This window comes from Streptomyces coryli, assembly GCF_011044975.1.
Taxonomy (GTDB): Bacteria; Actinomycetota; Actinomycetes; order Streptomycetales; family Streptomycetaceae; genus Streptomyces; species Streptomyces coryli.
Window position 1 is genome coordinate 48,090 of the sequence record NZ_JAAKZV010000016.1, and the last position, 20,481, is coordinate 68,570.

A 20,481-nucleotide genomic window follows, 5' to 3' on the forward strand; every position below is an offset into this window, starting at 1 on the left:
TCCCCATCCTCACCCGCCGCCGGCGCCCCGGGCAACGACGCACCCGGCTTCGACGCCCAGCTCGTGTGCGTCCCGTACGACGACGAGCCCGGCGTCGTGCAGCACCCGCGCCGCCGCGCCCACCACGCCCGCCTGGGTGACGCCCTTCCACGGCGGCAGTTGATAGAAGGCGAAGAAGCGGCCGCCGGGGGCGAGGACGTCGCGCACCGCGCGGGCGGCGGTCACGTCGGCGGTGAGCAGCTGCACGCTGAAGGAGTACACGGCGTCGTACCGCTCGTCCCCGAGATCGACGGGCCACTCGGCGGTACGGAACTCGGCCCGCCCCGCGGCCACTTCCGCCTCGTTCCGGCGCCCGGCGGCGGCCGTCATCTTCGCCGACCGGTCGACCCCCAGCAGCCGCCCGTCCTCCCCGAGACCCGCCAGCACATGCGACGCGGTCACGCCGTGCCCGCAGCCGACCTCCAGCACCCGGTCCCCGCCCCGCGCCGCGACGACTCCGGCGGCCCACTCATGTCGGTCCATGCTCCCCGAGTATGGCCGCCACCCCGTCGAGATACCGCGCAAGCCCGTACCCGAAAAGCGACTCCACGCCGACGTCTACGCCCGGCCGCCGCCGGACCGCCGCGAAGGCCGGGAAGTCGCCGAGGGCGAACACCGCGCTCAGCGGCCGCTCCTGCGCGTCCAGCCACTCCTCGCCGTCGAGCCCGGTGTCCTGGGCGGCCCGCGCCTCGGTCTCCAGGTCGGCGGCGGCGCCGCGGACGTAGCCGAAGAGGGCGATGGCGGTGTGCAGGCGGGTGTTGTCGTCCAGGCCGAGGCCGTCGAGGGCGGTGAGGGTGAACTCGATGTGCGCCATGCCGCTGGGGATGATCAGCGGCCGGTTCATGTTGATGGTGCGGGGGAGCCAGGGGTGGGCGCGGTAGAGCTGCCACTGGGTGCGGGCGGCGAGCTCCAGCCGGGGCCGCCAGCCCGGCGGCGGGTCGGCGGGCAGCGGCCGTTCGGCGAAGGCGGCTTCGGCCATCCGGGCCTCGAGCTCGCCCTTGCCGCGGAGGTGGCGGTACAGCGACATGGTGGCGACGTCGAGCTCGCTGCCGATGCGGCGCATGGTGAGCGCCGCGAGCCCCTCGGCGTCGGCGATCCGGATCGCGGCGCGCACGATGCGGTCGCGGACCGGGTCGGCGGCGGCGCCACCGCTCGCGGACCGCGGGGGCGCCTGCTGAGCGGCGACCACCGTCCCGACGCCGGGCACGGCCCGTACCAGACCCTCCTGCCGCAGCGCGGCGAGCGCGCGGGTGGCGGTGGCGATGGCGACGCCCCATTCGCGGGTGATCGCGCGGGCGGACGGGACGTGATCGCCGGTCCGCAGCTCGCCGTCGGTGATGCGCTGCCGGATCTCGGCGGCGATGCGGAGATAGGGCGGCGTTCCCGCCATCGTGGCCTCCCCTCCTGTACTAGTACGCCAAGCATGGCGCACTAGTACACCTGTTGCCACTCCGCATGTGCAGGGCCGAGGTTGAGGGGGCCAACGTACGCATCCACCAGCTCCCGGAGGCTCCCATGGACATCCTCATCTCAGGCGCCAGTGTCGCCGGTCCCGCGCTCGCCTACTGGCTGCGCCGCCACGGCTTCAACCCCACCGTCGTCGAGCGCGCCCCGCGGCTGCGCGACGGCGGCTTCGCGGTCGACTTCCGCGGCGAGGCGCTAGACGTGCTCGACCGGATGGGCCTGCTGGAGCAGGTCCGCGCGCTGGATACCGGCATGGGCGATGCCGCGCTGGTCGACGGGGACGGGCGCCGGTACGCCACGCTCCCCGCCGTCGTCTTCGCGGGCGAGCTGGAGATCCTGAAGGGCGACCTGACCCGGCTGCTGTACGAGGCGACGAGCGACGGCACCGAGTACCTCTTCGACGACTCCATCGCCTCCCTGGAGCAGGACGCGGACGGCGTCCACGTCACCTTCGAGCGCTCGGCGCCCCGCACCTTCGACCTGGTCGTCGGCGCCGACGGCCTGCACTCCCGCACCCGGGCGCTGGCCTTCGGCCCGGAGGAGAAGTACCTGCGCCATCTCGGCATCTACAGCGCGATCTTCACCCTCGACAACTACCTCGACCTCCGGCACACCGGACAGCTCTACAGCGTCCCCGGCCGCGCCGCGAACATCTTCAGCGCCCGCGGCAACACCGAGGCCCGCGCCGCCCTGCACTTCGCCTCGGAGCCCCTGGCCTACGACCGCCGCGACCCGGATGCCACGAAGCGCCTGCTGACCGAGCGCTTCGCCGCCGAGGGCTGGGAGGTGCCGCGGCTGCTGCGCGAGCTGGCGGCCGCCGACGACGTGTACTTCGATGCCAACGCCCAGGTGGAGATGGACACTTGGAGCACCGGCCGGGTCGCCCTCCTCGGCGACGCCGGCTACTGCGCCGCGCCGACCTCGGGCCGCGGCACCTCCCAGGCGCTGATCGGCGCGTACGTCCTCGCCGGCGAACTCGCCGCCGCGCGCGGCGATCACACCCGGGCCTTCACCGCGTACGAGCGCGAACTCCGCCCGTACGTCGCCGAGCACCAGCAGGCGGGCCGGAAAGGCGCCGAGCACTTCTTCATGGGCTCCCCCACCCAGGAGATGCTCGACGCCATCGCCGCGCAGGCGGCCGCGGGACCGCGCACCGAGCTGGTGCGGCTGCGCGACTACCGCTGACCGGCCCCGTCAGTCCACCGTCACCACGATCTTCCCGACGTGCTCGTTGGAGTCGAGCAGCCGGTGGGCCTCGACGATGTCGTCCAGCGGGAAGGTCCGGTCGATCACCGGCGCCAGCCAACCGCCGCGCAGCCCGGCCTCCAGGTACGCGCCCGCGCGACGGAGGCGGTCGGGGTGGTCGGTCAGGTACGTGTTGGCGTACGTGAACAGCTCCAGCGGCCACGTGTACGGCAGCGGATTCTCCTCGCCCAGCAGCCAGCCGTAGACGATGAGCAGGCCGCCCGGCGCCAGCGCGGCCGCCGCGGTGTGCAGGAAGCTGCCGCCCAGCGGGTCGAAGACGACGTCGGCGCCGCGGTCGGCCGTCAGCTCCCTGACCCGCTTCAGCACGTCCTCGTCCTCGGTGACGATCACCTCGGCGGCGCCCGCGTCCAGCAGCCGCTGCCGCTTCGCCGCGCGGCGGGTGGTGACGATCGGGACGGCGCCCGCGGTCCGTACCATCTGGATCGCCGCCAGGCCGACGCCGCCCGCGCCCGCGGTGATCAGCACGGTGTCGCCGGGCTGGACCCGGGCGCGGTGGATCAGCGCGCCGTACGCCGTCATGTAGGTGAGCGGGATCGCCGCGGCGGTGACCGGCTCGAGGCCTGCGGGGCGGTGCAGCAGGGCGGTGGCTGCGGGGACCACCGCGTGCTCGCCGTAGACGCCGTGGTCCTCCATCAAGAGGCCGGAGGTGGTGATGACTTCGTCGCCGGGCGCGAAGCCCTCGACCCCTTCGCCCACCGCCTCCACCACGCCCGCGGCCTCGTAGCCGAGCCGGGCCTCCGGGAGCCGGGGCTGGTAGTAGTACGTGCCGGAACGGAGCATCGACTCGGCCCGGTTGAGGCCGAAGGCCTGCACCCGCAGCGCCACCTCGCCCTTGCCGGGGGCGCGCGGCTCGCGGTCGGCCAGCGTGAGCACCTCGGGGCCGCCGAGCTCGTGGAACAGCACTGTCTTCGCCATGGTTGAACGTCCATATCCGTGGTCGCGGCGCCGCGTTCCCGGGCCGGGAAGGCGGCTTGATCACCACTGTCCGGCGGCTCCCGCCCCGGGGACACAGCCGCGCTTGCCAACCCTCCGGAGGATGTGGCCATGGCCGACGAGACCCGCCCGCACCGCGTCGCCCTGCTGGTGAGCGCCCCGCTGTCGACGTTCGACATGGCCGCCGCCACGATGGCCTTCACGCAGGCGAGCACGGCGGACGGACGGCCCGCGTACGAGATCGAGGTGTGCACGGCCCGGCCGGGCACCCTCGCCGGCTATGAAGGCGTCGAGGTGGTCGTACGGGGCGGCCTCGACACCCTCGCCGAGGCAGACACCGTGCTGGTGAGCGGCCACGCCGAGGGTCCCGGCGCCGACGAGACACATGCCGCCCTGCGCGCGGCGGCGGCCCGCGGGGCGCGCCTCGCCTCGCTCTGCGGCGGGGCGGTCACGCTCGCCGAGGCCGGACTGCTGCCGCACGGCTCCGAGGCCGCCGTCAACTGGCGCTTCGCGGACGACTTCCGCCGCCGCTTCCCTGACATCCGGGTGCGTACGGACATCCTCTACACCGAGACCGCCCCCTACATCGGCTCGGGCCACGGCGGCGCCGCCGACCTGTGCTTCGCCCTGATCCGCAACGACTACGGCACGGCCGTGGCCAACGACCTCGGCCGCCGCATCATCGCCGCACCCGCCCGGCACGCCTCGGCCGGGCAGCCCCTTCCGACCGCCGCCCAGGCCCGTTCAGCGCTCTCCCTCGCCGCCACCCGCGCCTGGGCGAGCGCGCACCTCGACGAGCCGCTGACCCTGGCCGCGCTGGCCCGGCACGCCCGCACCAGCGTGCGCACGCTCAGCCGCCGCTGGCAGGAGGAGACCGGCAGCAGCCCACTGCGCTGGGTGCTGCAGCAACGCCTGAACCTGGCCCAGGAGTTGCTGGAGTCCACCGACCTCACGGTGGAGCGGATCGCCCGCCGCACCGGCCTCGGCTCCCCCGACTCCCTCCGCCACCACCTGGTCGCGGCCACCGGCCTGACCCCGACCGGCTACCGGAAGCGCAGCGCTAGTCCTGCTCCCCCGCTCCCGGCGTGATCAGCCCCGTCTCGTACGCGACGATCACCGCCTGGGCGCGGTCGCGGAGGTCGAGCTTGGAGAGGATGCGGGCGACGTGGGTCTTGACCGTGGCCTCGCTCAGGCTGAAGCGGGCGGCGAGTTCGGCGTTGCTGCGGCCGCGGGCGAGGGCGGTGAGGACCTCCAGTTCGCGCGGGGTGAGGGCGGCCAGGTCGGCGTGCGGGGCCGCGGGGCGGTCGGCGCGGGACGCGAAGCGTTCGACCAGGCGGCGGGTGATCGCGGGGGCGAGCAGGGCGTCGCCGGAGCGGACCAGGCGGACGGCGGCGGTGAGGTGTTCGGGGGTGACGTCCTTCAGCAGGAAGCCGCTGGCGCCGGCGGCGAGCGCCGCGTAGACGTACTGGTCGAGGTCGTACGTGGTGAGGATGACGACCCGCGGCGGATCGGCGGCGGCCATGATGCGGCGGGTGGCCTCCAGGCCATCCGTATCCGGCATCCGGATGTCCATCAGCACGACGTCGGGCTGGGTGCGGCGGACCGCCGCCACCGCCTCGTCCCCGTCCGCGGCCTCGCCGACGACGTCGATGCCGTCGGCGGTGAGGATCATGCGGAAGCCGGTGCGGACGAGCGACTGGTCGTCCGCGATCACGACCCGGGGTACCGCGTCGCTCACGTCGTCTCCTGCAATTCCGAGTGCTGCACCGGGATCTCGGCGCGGACCCGGTAGCCGCCGCGCGGGCGGCCGCCCGCCTGGAGCGTACCGCCGTAGACGGCCAGCCGTTCGCGCAGGCCGATCAGTCCGCGCCCGTTCCCGGCGGCGGCCCCGGCCGCGCGGTGGCCGCCGGTGTCGCTCACCTCGACCCGGATCGCGTCGGCCGCGTGCTCGACGCGGACTTCGACCCGCGCGCCCGCGGCGTGCTTCACGGCGTTCGTCAGCGCCTCCTGGACCACCCGGTACGCGGCCAGGTCGACGCCGGCGGGCAGCTCGGCCGCGGGCGTGCCGGTGACCGTCAGCTCGACCGGGACGCCGGCGTCGCGGACCCGGTCGGCGAGGGCGGGGAGGCGGTCGAGGCCGGGCTGCGGGGCGAGTTCCACCGACGCCGCCGGGTCGGGTCCGTTGGCCGCCATCGTGAGCAGTCCCATCGCCTGCCGCAGCTCGGCGAGCGCGGCCCGGCCGCTCGCCTCGACCGCGCGCATCGCCTCGCGGGCCTGTTCCGGCGAGGCGTCGAGCACTTTACGGGCGGCGCCGGCCTGGATGGTCATCACGCTGACGTTGTGGGTGACCACATCGTGCAGCTCCCGGGCGATACGGGCCCGCTCCCGCTCGGCCGCGCGCCGGGCGGCCTGCTCCTGCTCGGCCTGCAGCCGGCGGACCCGCTGCTGCCAGGTGTGCAGGGTGTTGGCGGCGAGGCCGAGCGGCAGCAGGATCAGCAGCGGCAGGAGGCCGGTCGAGACCTGCGGCACGACCCCGTCCCGCGCCACGGTGAACAGCACCGCGGCCGCCCCGACAGCCAGCACCGCGGCCCGGCGGTACGGGCTGTACATCGCGGCGCTGTACGCGGCGATCAGCCAGGCCGCGAAGGCGATGGCGGCGGCGTCCTCGGTGACTTCGCCGACGTGGAAGAGCAGCGCCGCGAACGTCACCGCCCCGAAGGCGGCGAGCGGATAGCGGCGGCGCACCACCAGCGGGAGCGCGATGAGGATCCCCAGCGCCAGCTCCCAGGGCTCCGCCGGAGCGAGCGACGGCGGTGGCAGCGATCCTGGATACCGCAGGTCATCGCCGAGTGGCTCGGGCGGTTCCGGGGGTTCCGGCGGTTCCGCCGGTTCCCGCGGTTCCGCCGGCACCCGCGGTTCCGCCTGCAGCAGCTCCCGGCCACTCGGCTGATGGGCATCGCCCGAGTACGTACGGTCCAGGTCCGCCACCACGATGGCAATGGCCAGCACCGCGGCGAGCACCACGTCCGCCACCCACGCCCAGCGCGACAGCTTCGCGGGCGGACCCGCCGAGCGCAGCAGCGCGGCGGCGGCAGCACGGGGCCGTAGCCAGAGGTCTTTCGCTATCACCGGCTCAGTGTGCCAAGCGGCGGGCCGCCAGGACATCGTCCGGGATGTGCAGGTGTCCGCCGCGGCAGGCGTACATCGCACGGATGACGTCCGGCCGGGTGCGCCGGACACCGTACGCGACTTGCACACCGCGGCCGACGTGCCGGACCCCCGGCGGACCGTACGTTTCGGGCGTTCCGACCACCGAGGCCTGGAGATGCCATGCCGGATCCGCTGATCGATCTGCGCGAAGTGACCAAGACGTACGAGGAGGGGCCGCCCGCCCTGGACGAGGTGAGCCTGGCCGTGCACCCGGGCGAGGCGGTGGCCGTGCTCGGCCCGTCGGGCAGCGGCAAGTCGACGCTGCTGAACCTGATCGCCGGGCTCGACCGGCCGACCGCGGGCAGCGTCACCGTCGACGGGGTGCGGGTGAACGGGCTGAGCGAGCGCGCCTCGGCCAAGTTCCGGCGGGCGTCGGTCGGGATGGTCTTCCAGTTCTTCCACCTGCTGGACGACCTCAACGTCGCCGACAACATCCTGCTGCCGGCCCAGCTGGCCGGCATGCCGCGCGCCGAGGCCCGTGACCGGGCCGCCGAGCTGCTCGGCCACCTCGGCATCGCCCGGCACACCCGCGCCTACCCGGGGCGGCTGTCGGGCGGCGAGCGGCAGCGTGTCGCGGTCGCCCGGGCGCTGATGAACCGGCCGAAGCTGCTGCTGGCCGACGAGCCGACCGGCGCGCTGGACACGGCGTCCGGCGCGGACGTCCAGGCGCTGCTGCGCGACCTCAACGCGGACGGCCAGACCATCGTGCTGGTCACGCACGACATGGCCCTGGCGGCCGGGTGCGCCACCCGTACCGTCGAGCTGCTCGACGGCCGCGTCGCCCGGGACGTGCCGACGGCGGTGGCGTCGTGAGTGCGCTCGGCAAGGTGGTACGCGCCGGGGTGGGCCGGCGGCGGCTGCAGTCGCTGGTGATGGCGCTGACCGCGCTGATATCGGTGGCGGCGGCGGTGCTGGCGATCGGGCTGATCGAGACGTCGCGGGCGCCGTTCGACCGGGCCTTCGGGCGGCAGCAAGGGGCGCATCTGACGGCCGAGTTCGACGGCTCGAAGGCGACCGAGGCGCAGCTCCGGGCGACCGCGGACACCGCCGGCGTGGCGGCCGCGGCCGGCCCGTACCGGGTGGCGAGCGTGCGGGTGCGCATGCCGCAGATGCCCGCCGGAGACGAGGGGCCGGCGCTGACGGTCGCGGGACGCGCGGACCGCGCTCCCGACGTGGACCGGGTCGACCTGGCCAAGGGCCGCTGGGCGAAGGCGGCGGGCGAGATCGTGCTGGACCAGGACGCGGCGGCGGTGGTCCCGATCGGCACCAAGGTGCGGGCGGGCGACGTCGAGCTGGAGGTCGTCGGCATCGCGAAGTCGGCCGGCCGCAGCGCCGACGCCTGGATGGTCCCGGCCCAGCTGGCCGAGCTCGACCAGGGCCGCGCGCCCGCGTACCAGATGCTCTACCGCCTCGACGACGCCGGCAGCCGCGCGGACATCAGCCGCGGCCGGGCCGCCGTCGCCGGCGCTCTCCCGGCGAAGGCCGTCACCGGCACGCAGTCGTACCTCACCGTGAAGCAGGACGTGGACAGCGAAGCCGCCGTGTACGTGCCCTTCCTGACCGCCTTCGCCGTCATCGGACTCGGCCTCTCCGTCCTGGTCGTCGCCGTGGTGGTGAGCGGCGCGGTGACGGCGGCGACCCGGCGGATCGGGGTGCTGAAGGCGCTCGGCTTCACCCCGGTGCAGGTGGGCCGGGCGTATGTGGCGCAGGCGGTGCTGCCGGCGGTGGTCGGCGTGGTGCTGGGCGCCGTCACGGCCAACCTGCTCGGCGCGCTGCTGACCGACGAGGTGGCGGCCACCTACGGCGTCGGCACCGCGCTGATCCCGCTGTGGGTGGACCTCGCGGTCCCGGCGGCGGTGCTGGCGCTGATCGCCGTGACCGCGCTGGTCCCGGCGCTACGGGCGGGCCGGCTCCGCTCGACGCAGGCGCTGACGGTGGGGCGGGCGCCGTCCCCCGGCCGGGCGCTGCTGGTACGCCGGCTGCTGGGCCGGCTGCCGGTGTCCCGCCCGGTCGGCCTCGGTCTCGCCCACCCCTTCGCCCGCCCGGCGCGTACGGCGACGCTTGCCGCCGCGGTCGCCTTCGGCGCGCTGGCCGTCACCTTCGCCGTGGGCCTGAACAGCTCGCTGGCGGCCATCCAGGCCGACCGGCAGCGCACCTCGGCCGGAGACGTGCTGGTGCAGTCGGGCCCGGGCGGCGGGCCCGGCGAACACGTGCCCGCCCCCGGCGCCGAGCCGCAGAAGCCGGCCGACCCCGCCAAGGTGGCGGCCGCGGTCCGCAAAGCCCCCGGGACGAAGAGCTACTTCGGCATCGCCCGCACCGAGGTCCGGGTTCCGGGCGCCACGGGCCGTACGACCGCGATCGGCTACGCGGGGGACGCGCGCTCGGGCGCGTACCGGATGATCGACGGCCGCTGGTTCCGCGGCGAGGGTGAGGTGGTCGTCGCCTCCCGGCTGCTGCAGGCCATGGACGCGGAGGTCGGCGACACGGTCACCCTGACCGACAAGGGCCGGACGGTCGAACTGCGCATCGTCGGCGAGGCGTTCGTCCTCGACGACGACGGGATGGCCGTGGTGATGGACCAGGCGGACCAGCGCCGGCTGACGCCGGGCACCCGGTCCAGCGAGTACCACGTGACGCTGCGGTCGGGCAGCGACGCGGATGCCTACGTCGCCGCGATCAACGATCGGTTCGGGTCGCAGGGGGTGCATGCGGTGAAGGGCGATTCGGCCGGCATCCGCTCCAGCTCGATCATCGCGATGCAGGCGATGATCTCGCTGCTGGCGGCGATGCTGGTGGCGGTCGCCTGCCTGGGGGTGCTGAACACGGTCGTGCTCGACACCCGCGAACGGCTGCACGACCTGGGCGTGTTCAAGGCGCTGGGGATGAGCCCGCGGCAGACCGTGTCGATGGTCCTGGTGTCGGTGGCGGCGGTCGGCCTGGTGGCCGGCGCGCCGGGGACCTTGCTGGGCGTGGCGCTGCACCACTGGGTGACGCCGGAGATGGGCGCCACGGCCGGCACCCGCCTCCCGGACGCGACGATCGACGTCTACGACGCGTCCTTGCTGGCCCTCCTGGCCGCCGGCGGCCTGGTCATCGCGACGCTGGGCGCGCTGCTGCCCGCTTCCTGGGCGGCGAAGTCCGGCACGGCGAAGGCGCTGCGTACGGAGTGAATCGGCGTGTGCGCCCCGATCAGGGGCGCGCACGTCCCGCCGCGGCGCAGCGCGACGATCTCGGCCGCGATGGAGAGCGCGACCTCCTCGGGCGTACGGGCCCCGAGGTGCAGGCCGATCGGCGAGCGCAGCCGGCCGAGCTGCGCCTCGGTGACGCCGGCCTCGCGCAGCCGCGCGTTGCGGTCCTCGTGGGTCCGCCGCGAGCCCATGGCCCCGACGTACGCGACCGGCAGCTTCAGCGCGCGCTCCAGCAGCGGCACGTCGAACTTGGGGTCGTGCGTCAGCACGCACAGCACCGTACGGCCGTCGACCTCGGTCGCGTCGAGGTACTGGTGCGGCCACTGGACGACGATCTCGTCGGCGTCGGGGAAGCGCTGCCGGGTGGCGAAGACGGGCCGCGCGTCGCACACGGTCACGTGGTACCCGAGGAACTTCCCGGCCCGGGCCAGCGCCGCCGCGAAGTCGATCGCGCCGAAGACGATCATCCGGGGCGGCGGGACGGACGACTCGACGAGCAGGACCACCGGCTCACCACACCGCGCCCCGTCGGCGCCGATCTCCACGACGTCCGTACGCCCCGCGTCGAGCAGCGCGCCGGCCTCGACGGCGGCGGTCCGGTCCAGCTCGGGATGGCCGCCGAAGGTGCCTTCGTACGACCCGTCGGGCCGGACGAGCAGGGCCCCGCCGAGCATCTCGGCGGGGCCGCTGACGACCCGCGCGACCGCCGCCGCCTCCCCTCTGGCGGCGGTGGTCAGCGCGGCGGCGAACAGCTCGCGCGAGGAGCCGTCCGCCGGTACCGGGGTGACGAGGATGTCGATGACGCCGCCGCAGGTCAGGCCCACGGCGAAGGCATCCTCGTCGGAGTAGCCGAAGCGCTCGAGCACGGACTCGCCGGACTCGAGCGCCTCTTGGCACAGTTCGTAGACCGCGCCTTCGACACACCCGCCGGACACGCTGCCGATCGCCGTGCCGTCGGGATCGACGGCGAGGGCGGCACCCGGCTCCCGGGGGGCGGATCCCTGCACCGCCACGACGGTGGCGACGGCGAAGTCCCGGCCCTCGGCGAGCCATTGATGCAGCTCGGCAGCTATGTCCAGCACGGTGATCACTCCTCCATCGGCGCTACTTCACCCCGAGCCACTCCTCGATCGGGTGCAGGGCGAAGTAGACGACGAAGATGAGCGAGAGCACCCACATGAACGCTCCCGGCTCCCGCCACTTGCCCTGGGCGGCCTTGATCGCGACGTACGAGATCACGCCCGCGGCCACACCCGTGGTGATGGTGTAAGTGAACGGCATCAGGACCACGGTGAGGAAGACCGGGATGGCAACTGCCGAGTCGCTCCAGTCCACATGCTGGGCCTGCATCATCATCATGCCGCCGATGACCACCAGCGCGGCCGAGGCGACCTCCGCCGGCACGATCGCGGTCAGCGGCGTGAAGAACAGGCAGGCCGCGAAGAACAGACCGGTCACGACGCTGGCGAGGCCGGTGCGGGCGCCCTCACCGACGCCGGTCGCCGACTCCACGAACACCGTCTGGCCCGAACCACCGGCGACGCCGCCGATGGCGCCGCCGGCACCGTCGATGAACAGCGCCTTGGACAGGCCGGGCATCCGGCCCTGCTTGTCGGCCAGGTTGGCCTGGGTGCCGACGCCGATGATGGTGGCCATCGCGTCGAAGAAGCCGGCCAGCACCAGGGTGAAGACGATCATGCCGACGGTCATGGCGCCGACATCGCCCCAGCCGCCGAATTCCACCTCGCCGAAGAGCGAGAAGTCGGGCGAGGAGACGGCGCTGCCGTGCAGCTCCGGCGGACCGGCCGACCATGCCTTCGCGCTCACGTTGGCGACGGAGTTCACCACGATGGCGACCACGGTGCCGACGACGATGCCGATAAGGATCGCGCCCGGCACCCGGCGGGCCTGCAGCATGAAGATCAGCAGCAGCGTGACGCCGAAGATCAGCACCGGCCAGCCCTGGAGCTCACCGGCCGGGCCGAGCGAGACCGGGGTCGTCTTGCCCTGGTGCACGAAACCGGCCTTGTAGAAGCCGATCAGGGCGATGAACAGGCCGATACCCATCGTGATGCCGTGCTTCAGCGGCAGCGGGATCGCGTTCATGATCATTTCCCGGAGGCCCGTGACCACCAGGAGCATGATGATCACGCCGTAGGCCACACACATGGCCATGGCCTGGCCCCAGGTCATCTGCGGTGCGACCTGCGAGGCCAGCACGCCGGAGACGCTCAGCCCGGCGGCGAGGGCGAGCGGCACCTTGCCGATGAACCCCATGAGCAGGGTGGTCAGCGCGGCCGCGAAGGCGGTGGCGGTGATCAGCCCGGCCTGGCCGAGCATGTTCCCGTCGACGTCCTTGCCGCCGAGGATCAGCGGGTTGAGCAGGAGGATGTAAGCCATCGCCATGAACGTGGTGAGGCCACCACGGACCTCACGGGCGACGGTCGACCCGCGTTCGGATATATGGAAGTACCGGTCGAGCCAGCCTCTGCCGGCTGGGGGACGGGAACCTGCGCCCGCGTCCTCCGCGGTTGTTGCTACCGGCTCAGCATGCTGCTGGGTCATGTGTGCCCTTCTCCCAAGGTTCATAGGGGCACCCGCCTCATCGCGGGATTTGGGATGCTGCACGACCCGGGGGGACGGCCCGAGACGAATTTCTCCTGGTGGTGCCTGGTATTGCCTTGTGCGTTGTGAAACTCCGGGCGGCGCGGGCGTCGGAAAGTGTGACGTTCCCTGTACGTCGCGCCACCCGGAGGGTCTGTGGGTATCCGCCTCGCGGAGCGGTCCGGGGCGGCGCTTCGTTCACGCGTTGTTTACGCGACGAGCCCCAAGTACACCGACCGGCACCGGGCCGGGTGCAGTCACCGAAACCATGAAGCACTTGGCTGGCCAGGCCGTGCGTCTTGTAGATTCAGACGAAAGGCGGGTCGCAGGGACCCCACCGCACCCGCCCGTATCCGCACGGCAACACAAGGACAGGACGGCACGGCCATGAGACTCCGCGCACTGCTGGAGACCGACACGCTGGGGCTGCGCCTGCTCGGCGGCGAGGACGAGCTCGACCGTACGGTCCGCGGCGTCATGACCACGGACCTCACGGACCCGAGCCGCTATCTCTCCGGCGGCGAGCTGGTGCTCACCGGCCTGGCCTGGCGGCACGACCCGGCCGATTCCGAGCCTTTCGTACGGATCCTCAGCGCCGCCGGGGTCGCCGGGCTCGCGGCGGGCGAGGCGGAGACCGCCGGAATCCCGGAAGACCTGGTCACGGCCTGTGCGAAGCACCGACTGCCGCTGTTCGCCGTGCACGAGAGTGTGGCCTTCGCCACCATCACCGAGCATGTGGTGCGCCAGGTCTCCAGCGAGCGCGCCGGCGACCTGGCGGCCGTGGTGGACCGGCACCGCCGCCTGGTGTCGTCGGGCCCCGCGGGCGGCGGGCCCGAGGCGGTCCTCGACCTGCTCGGCTCCGACCTGGACCTGCGCGCCTGGGTGCTGACCCCGGCGGGCCGGGAGATCGCCGGTACCGGCGGCGACGGCTCGGGCCTCCCCCCTGAGGTGTGCTCGCAGCTGGCCGGCGAGCACCTGGCGGCGGTGCGGCGCGGCCGCATGGGCCCGCACCGGGTGGCCGTGGGCGGCCAGACGTACTCCCTCTTCCCGATCCGCAGCGGCGGCCGCGACCTGCGCGAGACGCTGCTCTCCGACTGGCTGCTGGCCGTCGCCGCGGACGCCGGCGAGTGGCCGGAGGAGCGGCTCGACCTGCTGCGCGGCGTGACCCAGCTGATCGCGGCGGAGCGCGAGCGGCGGGACGCGGCCCGTACGGTGCGGCGCCGGCTGGCGCAGGAGGTCCTGGAGCTGGTGCAGGCCGGGGCGCCGCCGGCGGAGATCGCGGCGCGGCTGCGGGTCGCCGTGCCGGTCCTGCTGCCGGGCCTGGGCACGGCCCCGCAGTGGCAGGTGGTGGTCGCCCGCGTCGAGTGGGACGGCGGCGACCTGCCCGGCGGGGCGGTGGCGCAGTCGCTGCTGGAGGAGATCCTGGTCGACCCGGCCACCCGCGGCCCGGAGCCCTCCGACCGGATCGCGGTGGCGCACACCGGCGACGAGGCGGTCGCCCTGGTCCCGCTCCCGGCGGTGCCGGGCGACGAGGCGGAGCCGGCCGTCTCCGTGCTGAGCGCGGAGGGGCTGCTGGAGGCGGTGGCCAAGCCGCTGACCCGCGGCCTGTCCGACGACGGCCACCTCACGATTGGCGTAAGCGCCGCTGTGCATTCCTCCGAGGGCCTCCGCGGCGCCCTGGAGGAGGCCCGGCACGCCCGCCGGGTCGCCGCCGCCCGCAGCGGCCGGGTGTGCGCTGCAGGACACGAGGAGCTCGCCTCCCACGTGCTGCTGCTCCCCTTCGTCCCCGACGACGTCCGCCGCGCCTTCACGGCCCGCCTCCTGGACCCCCTCCACGACTACGACCGCCGCCACCGCGCGGAGCTGGTCGAGACCCTGGAGGCCTTCCTCGACTCGGACGGCTCCTGGACCAGGTGCGCCAGCCGCCTCCACCTGCATGTGAACACGCTCCGCTACCGCATCGGCAGGATCGAGCAACTCACCGGTCGCGACCTGTCCCGGCTGGAGGACAAGCTGGACTTCTTTCTTGCGTTGCGCATGAGCTAGGCCGGTCTGCCGCGCAGGCACCAGTCCGTCAGCGGCGCGATGCTCGGATGCACGGCACCGGTCTCGTCCGTCGTCACGGCGCCGGTGAAGAAGTAGCGCACCTCACCGAACTCCAGGTTCATGACCCGCACGAGATTGCCCAGGCCCAGCGCGCGATCGAGCCACTCGCCGCCGTCGCCGAGATCTTCCGTCCCGAAGAGGTCCGCCTTGCTGATGGCGACCGCGAGCCGCGATTCTTTCAGCGGAGCCCCCATCTGCATCATCGAGTCGACGGACCGGTTGAAGACCATGTCCGGCGGCGTGCTAGAGGCAATGGCGTGGGCGATGTCCCCGGCCGCGGCGGCCAGCGGGGTGCGCCAGAAGTCGTTCACGGCCAGCGGGTCCAGCACGAACACGAAGGTCCTGGCCTCCTGTACGTACCGCAGCGCGTCGGTGTCCTCCCGGTTGGTGAACCGCTCCCCCGCCGTGTCGAAGAGATGCAGCATCCGCTCGCTCCGGCCCTCCCGCAGCACCACCGAGTAGGCCTTGGGGAGTTCGCGTTGGGTGCCCGTGGGATGCCCTTGCCTGCGCAGCGTTTCGCGCAGCACGTCGTAGTTGAACTGCGTGGCGTCGTCGGCCGCGCGCAGCGAGCGGCCGCCCCGCTCCGCCGCGTTCTCCAGTAGCAGCATCATCGCGGCCATCAGCTGCGTCTTGCCCGCCGCCTGGCCGCCGAAGAACGGGATTATCGCCTCAGCCACATGCCCCGTATAGCGGCTCATCGGCTGCTCGCAGTTCGGGCAGAAGGGCTGCAGCCGGCGCTCGCCGCGCATCAGCAGGATCAGCGTGGGCAGTTCCTCGCCGCAGGCGCACCGGCGCCTCAGGACGCCGAACCGGCCGGGGCGGATGTCGGTGTGCCGGCGCAGGCAGATGGCGTTCCGGCACTCGTACCACGGATAGGAAAACCGCTCATAGCAGCCCTGGTTCGGGCACAACATCCCCCGGTGCAGCTTCTTGGCCAGCAGCGCGACGAAGTCCACCGCGCGCAGCACCCCCGCCGACGCCAGCACCAGGCCGGCCGCGAGCAGCACGATCAGCCCGTGCAGCGCCAGCAGCAGTGCCAGCGCCGCCGCCCCCGCCGCCGCGCCCGCGATCAGCCCGACCTGCAGGGTGACCCCGGCCGGCCAGCGCCACACCGCCTCGTCGCCCTGCTCGCCGAGCAGCCGCCCGTAGGTCCAGCGGCCGCGGTCCGTGGTGCGCCGGACGCCCTCGCGCCAGGTCAGCGTGATCAGCTGGCGCAGATCCCGCTGGGCGGGACCGAGGAAGTACTGGCGGCGGGCGGGCTGGTCCTCGTCCTCGGGCCGGTGCGGCGGCACGGTCACGTAGGCGGCGGTGCGCACCCGCGTCACCCCGTGCAGCTGCCCGCAGTGCCGGACGATCAGCTCGCCCACGTGGTACAGCCCCCAACCGGCGGCCACGAACGGCGCGATGAAGATCACGTAAGCCGCCAGCAGGCCGATGTACAGGATGATCGCGAAGAATTCCATCGCTACTTGCCCCCCTCCCCCTGATCCCGCCTGTCCCCCTTGCCGCGCAGCCTCCGCGCCAGCTTCCGCGCCGCTCCGAGGCGTTCGGCAGCGATGGCGTTGACGCGCTGCGCACTCGGGCCGTGGTGTGGACGCAGCGCGGCCGCCAGCAGCTCGGTGTCCCGTACGTCCCATTCCTGCTCGGCGTGCTCGCAGATGGCCGCGACGTAGTCCTGGTAGAGCAGCGGCAGCCCGGTCCGGTAGCGCTTGAGGATGAGTTCGAGCCCAGTGACGTGGTCGAGCACGGCCGGCGTTGCCCGCTTCCCTGACCGGGTGGCGGCCAGCAGCTGCTTCAGGTAGCTGACGACCGTACGGTCCGGGAAGCGGGCAAGGAACGTACGTACTTCCCTCGGGTCGACCGGCCGCGCCATGAGCGCACCCGGCAGCCGCAGGTGTACCAGCGCCCGCGCCGGGCCCCAGCGATCGGTCTTGACTGCCGTGAAGCCGTCGGCCAGTTGCTGGGCTGTGGCGGTGCCGTTCAGCAGGCCGTTCAGCTGCTCGACGGCCGCCACGCAGGAGACGGCCTGCGTGCTCAGCCACGCGATTCGTCGCGGATCGGTGAGCAGTTCGCACAGCTCCAGGCTCGGCCTGAGCTCGTCCTCCGTCTGCGGCTCCTTCTGCAGTGCCGCCTCCAGCCATTCGACGGCGGCCGGGCCGATGACCGCGTCCGGATGCAGCCTCCGTACGAACGCGATCGCCTCGGTGACCGTCCAGCGGCGGTACGGCCACAGGTCCCGCAGCAGTTCGGCGTCGGGGGTGGCGGCGCCGGTAAGCCTGAGGATGCGCAGCAGGTGCTCGACGGCGCGATCCGGGCGCCGCTCCGTCTGCGCCACCCAGTAATGCCGGAGGAGCTCGGGCCGGCCCGCGAGGTCGCCCTCGCCGAGCAGGTCGCCGGGGAACTGCAGCAGAACGCCCTGCTGCCCCGGCCGCTGCCCGAGCAGGTCACCGACGGCATCCGCCAGGGCGGACCGGAAGTCCGGGCTGGCGTGGAACAGCCGCCGTACCTCGCCCCGGTGGCCGTCCGGGGCGGACCGGGTAGCCGTCGCCTCCAGCAGCGAGCGGGCCAGCCGCTCCAGCGCGGGCCAGGCGTAGCCCTGGGGCACCGGCAGCCTGCTGTCGAGCGCCCACAGATGCAGCCGTACCGCCTGCTGGTCGTCGGCCTCGCGCAGCAGCTCCGTCCAGTCGGCGGCGGCCCGTTCCCGTAACACCGGATCGGCCAGCCGCACCGGCGGCGGCGCGCCAGGGGCGGTGCCGTGCATGGCGGCGCGCATCCGCGACGCGTACAACCGGCCCTCGATCTCCTGGTGCAGTTCGGCGTCGCCACCGTCCGCGGCCGCCCGGCTGAGGCCCGCCAGCTCCTCGTCGTCGAGATCCGGATAGCGCAGGTAGATGTCGCGGGCGGCCTCGGCCCGCAGCTCGCCCGCGTGCGCCGCCTCCGGCGCCCACAGGGCGACGGCGCGCACGTCCGCCGGCCGCAGCTCCATCCCACCGGTGGCCGCCGCGGCGGCGAACGGGGCGTGCCAGTCACCCTGGTAGCGCTCTTCGCCCGAGGTGTAGGCGTCGGTCCACGACCAAACGGCGCTGGCCTGGCGCACCCCGACGCGCAGCAGCAGCCGCACCAGATGGTGCACCGGGATCTCCCCGTCCGGCGGGAAGTGCCCGGCCGCGAAGTCGAAGACCCGGTAGACGTCGTGGTCGTCGGGGCCGATGTCGATCCGGGTGCCGGGCACGGCCCCGATCAGGTGCAGGCGGCTGCGTCCGGGCTTGTGGGCGTAGGTCGCGAAGGACAGCCGCCGGGCGAGCGGCGGCGGCAGCAGATAACAGACCGCCGCGAACCAGTGCGCGATGCGCTCGGTCGTGGAGTCGACGACCACGACCGTGCGCCGTTCGTGCAGCGCGGAGAAGGCGGCGGCGAGCAGATGCGGCAGTTGGGCGGCGGCATGCGGCTCCGCGGCGACGAACTCGTCCGCCGCCTCCGGCGTCAGCGGGCCCGGCCGCGGCGGGCCGGGCAGCGGCGGGATCTCGTTCTCGGCCACCGGAGAGGCGGTCCACTCCGGCGACCCCCACAGCTCGATGCCGAGCAGCCCGTCACCGTCCCGGTCGAAGTCGGACGTGTGCAGCGCGTGCGCGAAGTAGTTGCCGAAGCGCTGGGCGGAGTCCCGGCCGACGTAGCGGGCGCACAGCACCGTGGCACCCTTCTCGTCGTCGCCGCTCTCCGGAACGAAGCACAGGTTGACCGGGCAGCGCGCCAGGTCCTCCGGGGAATCGGAGTTCAGCATGGACCGCGGCGGCTCGTAGCCGGCGAGCGCCTCCACGGCGTGCATCACGTCCGCGCGGACTCCGGAGCTCACGGCGTTGAACTGGAACCCGGAGAAGCCGCTGAGGCCCTGCTCGCACGAGGTGTAGTAGAGCTGCTCCACGGCCATCTCAGCCCCGGCCGGTACGGGGCACCGAGCCGAACTCGCTCAGCAGCCACAGCAGCGGGTCGGCGACGCGGTACGGCTGGATGCCGGTGGCCGCGACGCGCGCGTCGGCCGTGGGGCCCGCGCCGAGGGCGGAGACGCCGAAGTAGCGGAAGCGGCTGTACGTGTTCTCCATCAGCTGGTCGATGGCCACCCCCTCCCACTCCTTCAGCAGCTGCCGCACCTCCTCGTGCACGTTGCGGCTGTCCTCGACGTCGAAGCGACCGTCGCCCTGCGACGGGTGGGCGAGCAGCGGGCTGCCCCGCTCCAGCAGGTGCGTAAAGGCATCCATCTTGCTGAACACGACCGCTACGGGCGTCCGGATACGGCCCGAGGAATCCGTCCGGTCCTGGGTGAGCAGCTGGTCGGTGACCCGGCTGAGTACATTCACCGGCGAGTCCACGCCCTCGCCGCCGGGCACCTGCGTGCCCTCGCGGACGAGCCGGCGGGCGGCCGGCATCTGCAGCGGGTCGAGGATCAGGATGATGCCGTCGGCGCTGGCCAGATAGCGGGTGTTGACCTCGACGCTCTCGCGGGAGTTGAAGTCCTCGCCCGCGGTGTCGAAGAACGACAGGACGGTGTGCTGCGGCCGCTCCTTGAACCGCACCCGGCGGCGCAGCCCGAACCGGAACACCAGTGGCGCCACCCGGTTGTCGGTGGCGCCGGCCGGCCGGGTACCGCCGAACAGCTGGCCGTCGCGGTAGAGGTGGTCCTGGTAATCGTCGCGGTAGCGGCGCAAGGTGTTGTCGTCGGAGCCCATGAGGGAGGCGCCGTAGGCGGCGCCGACCTGGTTCATCATCTCGTGCAGCAGCACCGTCATGTAGACGGTCTTGCCGGACGCCTTCGCGCCGACCATGGCGATCAACCGGTTCGCGACGACGCCGAATTGCGCCGGCAGCGTCATATGGCACACGGGGCAGATGCGATAGCTGGTCTCCCCCTGGCACTCGGGGCAGGACGCCTTGGGCTGCCGGCCGTCGGGACCGAAGAACGCCGGTCCCACCTCTCCGCGCTCGCCCATACGGTCCTGCAGCACCTCGTCGCGGGCCCGGCCGCAGCGCTTCTGGCTGGCGGCGCTCAGCCGGGCGTTGCAGCGGAAGCCGATGGTGCGCGGCTCGTACGTCTCGTAGCAGTAGGGGCAGGCGATGCGCTTGATCTTGGCCATGTCACGTCACCTTCAGTCGGTGCAGCGCCTCGGGGCGTACGTCGGTGGCCGCCGGGTCGTCGTCGGGCACCACGGGAAAGCAGACCAGCCAGGACGGCCCGCGGGTGGCGGGGAAGTCGAACTCGACGCTGTGCGGCACGCGGGCGTTCAGGCGCCGCGCGGGCACCTCGTGCAGCACCTGCCCTTCGTGGGCACCGGCCGGCCGATAGCGGCCGGGGGCGTACACGATGCGCAGGGCGGGCAGTTCGCAGTCGGTGTCGGCGGTGAAGGTCACGGTGGCGACGCGCGCCCCGGTGAGCCGGCGGCGCAGCGAGGGCAGATACCGCACCACGGGCGGCTCGGCGGGCACCTGCAGCGCGGCGGCGGCGCCGGGGGCGGCGGCCGCGGCCCGCTGCGGCACGAGCGCCTCGACGGTGAGCGTCACCGCGCCCCGGCCGAGCTCGAGATCGAGCCCGCCGTCGTGCTCGTACTCCCGCCGGGAGCAGCGCAGTTCCCCTTCACCGAGGGTCCCCGCCCGCGGCCCGCCGCCCTCGCCCCGCCAC

Annotated in this window: 15 protein-coding genes and 1 pseudogene; 5 read left to right on the forward strand and 11 right to left on the reverse strand. The window is 73.5% G+C overall.

All coding sequences use genetic code 11. The features are described from left to right. Positions 1-9: 9 nt before the first annotated feature. Both G5C51_RS06455 and G5C51_RS06460 read right to left on the reverse strand, forming a co-directional pair. The gene (locus G5C51_RS06455) at positions 10-522 is read right to left on the reverse strand and encodes a class I SAM-dependent methyltransferase (RefSeq protein WP_165233128.1); all 513 of its coding nucleotides are present in this window, start codon (positions 520-522) and stop codon (positions 10-12) included. Beyond that, positions 509-1,429, reverse strand: a complete 921-nt coding sequence (locus tag G5C51_RS06460; RefSeq protein WP_165233130.1) for a TetR/AcrR family transcriptional regulator — start codon at positions 1,427-1,429, stop codon at positions 509-511. Before G5C51_RS06460 ends, G5C51_RS06455 begins: the two co-directional genes overlap by 14 nt. A 125-nt stretch (positions 1,430-1,554) precedes the next feature. On the opposite strand from G5C51_RS06460, the gene G5C51_RS06465 reads away from it, so the two are divergent. Beyond that, entirely contained in the window at positions 1,555-2,688 is a 1,134-nt protein-coding gene (locus G5C51_RS06465) for an FAD-dependent monooxygenase (RefSeq protein ID WP_165233132.1), read from the forward strand. A 9-nt stretch (positions 2,689-2,697) separates the two neighbouring features. On the opposite strand, the gene G5C51_RS06470 is transcribed toward G5C51_RS06465, so the two are convergent. Next, entirely contained in the window at positions 2,698-3,684 is a 987-nt protein-coding gene (locus tag G5C51_RS06470; RefSeq protein WP_165233134.1) for a zinc-dependent alcohol dehydrogenase family protein, read from the reverse strand. Between the two features lie 129 nt (positions 3,685-3,813). Between G5C51_RS06470 and G5C51_RS06475 the strand changes: the two genes are divergently transcribed. Then, positions 3,814-4,791, forward strand: a complete 978-nt coding sequence (locus tag G5C51_RS06475) for a GlxA family transcriptional regulator (protein WP_165233136.1) — start codon at positions 3,814-3,816, stop codon at positions 4,789-4,791. Here the strand turns inward: G5C51_RS06475 and G5C51_RS06480 are convergent. Then, a complete protein-coding gene (locus tag G5C51_RS06480; protein ID WP_165233138.1) occupies positions 4,763-5,440 on the reverse strand; it encodes a response regulator in 678 nt (225 codons plus the stop codon). The genes G5C51_RS06475 and G5C51_RS06480 overlap by 29 nt on opposite strands. Next, positions 5,437-6,867, reverse strand: coding sequence for a sensor histidine kinase (locus G5C51_RS06485; protein ID WP_165233140.1), 1,431 nt, complete (start codon positions 6,865-6,867; stop codon positions 5,437-5,439). Before G5C51_RS06485 ends, G5C51_RS06480 begins: the two co-directional genes overlap by 4 nt. A 165-nt stretch (positions 6,868-7,032) precedes the next feature. Between G5C51_RS06485 and G5C51_RS06490 the strand changes: the two genes are divergently transcribed. Then, positions 7,033-7,725, forward strand: coding sequence for an ABC transporter ATP-binding protein (locus G5C51_RS06490; protein WP_165233142.1), 693 nt, complete (start codon positions 7,033-7,035; stop codon positions 7,723-7,725). Beyond that, complete coding sequence (locus G5C51_RS06495) at positions 7,722-10,082, forward strand: ABC transporter permease (RefSeq protein WP_338118033.1); 2,361 nt, start codon at positions 7,722-7,724, stop codon at positions 10,080-10,082. Before G5C51_RS06490 ends, G5C51_RS06495 begins: the two co-directional genes overlap by 4 nt. Here G5C51_RS06495 and G5C51_RS42860 read toward each other — a convergent pair. Both G5C51_RS42860 and G5C51_RS06505 read right to left on the reverse strand, forming a co-directional pair. Then, positions 10,079-11,182, reverse strand: a pseudogene (locus G5C51_RS42860) (XdhC family protein); the annotation flags it as partial. The gene G5C51_RS06495 and the pseudogene G5C51_RS42860 sit on opposite strands and share 4 nt — an antisense overlap. 22 nt (positions 11,183-11,204) lie before the next feature. Next, positions 11,205-12,665, reverse strand: a complete 1,461-nt coding sequence (locus G5C51_RS06505; protein WP_165233148.1) for an NCS2 family permease — start codon at positions 12,663-12,665, stop codon at positions 11,205-11,207. 426 nt (positions 12,666-13,091) lie between these two features. On the opposite strand from G5C51_RS06505, the gene G5C51_RS06510 reads away from it, so the two are divergent. Beyond that, positions 13,092-14,750 carry a PucR family transcriptional regulator gene (locus tag G5C51_RS06510; protein ID WP_165233151.1) on the forward strand — a complete coding sequence of 553 codons (1,659 nt, stop codon included), beginning with the start codon at positions 13,092-13,094 and terminating at the stop codon, positions 14,748-14,750. Here G5C51_RS06510 and G5C51_RS06515 read toward each other — a convergent pair. The 4 genes from G5C51_RS06515 to G5C51_RS06530 form a co-directional block, all read right to left on the reverse strand. Continuing rightward, a complete protein-coding gene (locus G5C51_RS06515; protein WP_165233154.1) occupies positions 14,747-16,273 on the reverse strand; it encodes a TRAFAC clade GTPase domain-containing protein in 1,527 nt (508 codons plus the stop codon). The two genes, G5C51_RS06510 and G5C51_RS06515, sit on opposite strands and share 4 nt — an antisense overlap. 2 nt (positions 16,274-16,275) lie before the next feature. After that, complete coding sequence (locus tag G5C51_RS06520; protein WP_165233157.1) at positions 16,276-18,738, reverse strand: GTPase-associated protein 1-related protein; 2,463 nt, start codon at positions 18,736-18,738, stop codon at positions 16,276-16,278. A gap of 1 nt (position 18,739) precedes the next feature. Further along, on the reverse strand, positions 18,740-19,939 hold the full coding sequence (locus tag G5C51_RS06525; protein ID WP_165233160.1) for a TRAFAC clade GTPase domain-containing protein: 1,200 nt from the start codon (positions 19,937-19,939) through the stop codon (positions 18,740-18,742). Position 19,940: 1 nt separating this feature from the next. Then, the coding region (locus G5C51_RS06530) for a hypothetical protein (protein ID WP_165233163.1) at positions 19,941-20,481 on the reverse strand (541 nt) is incomplete at its 5' end.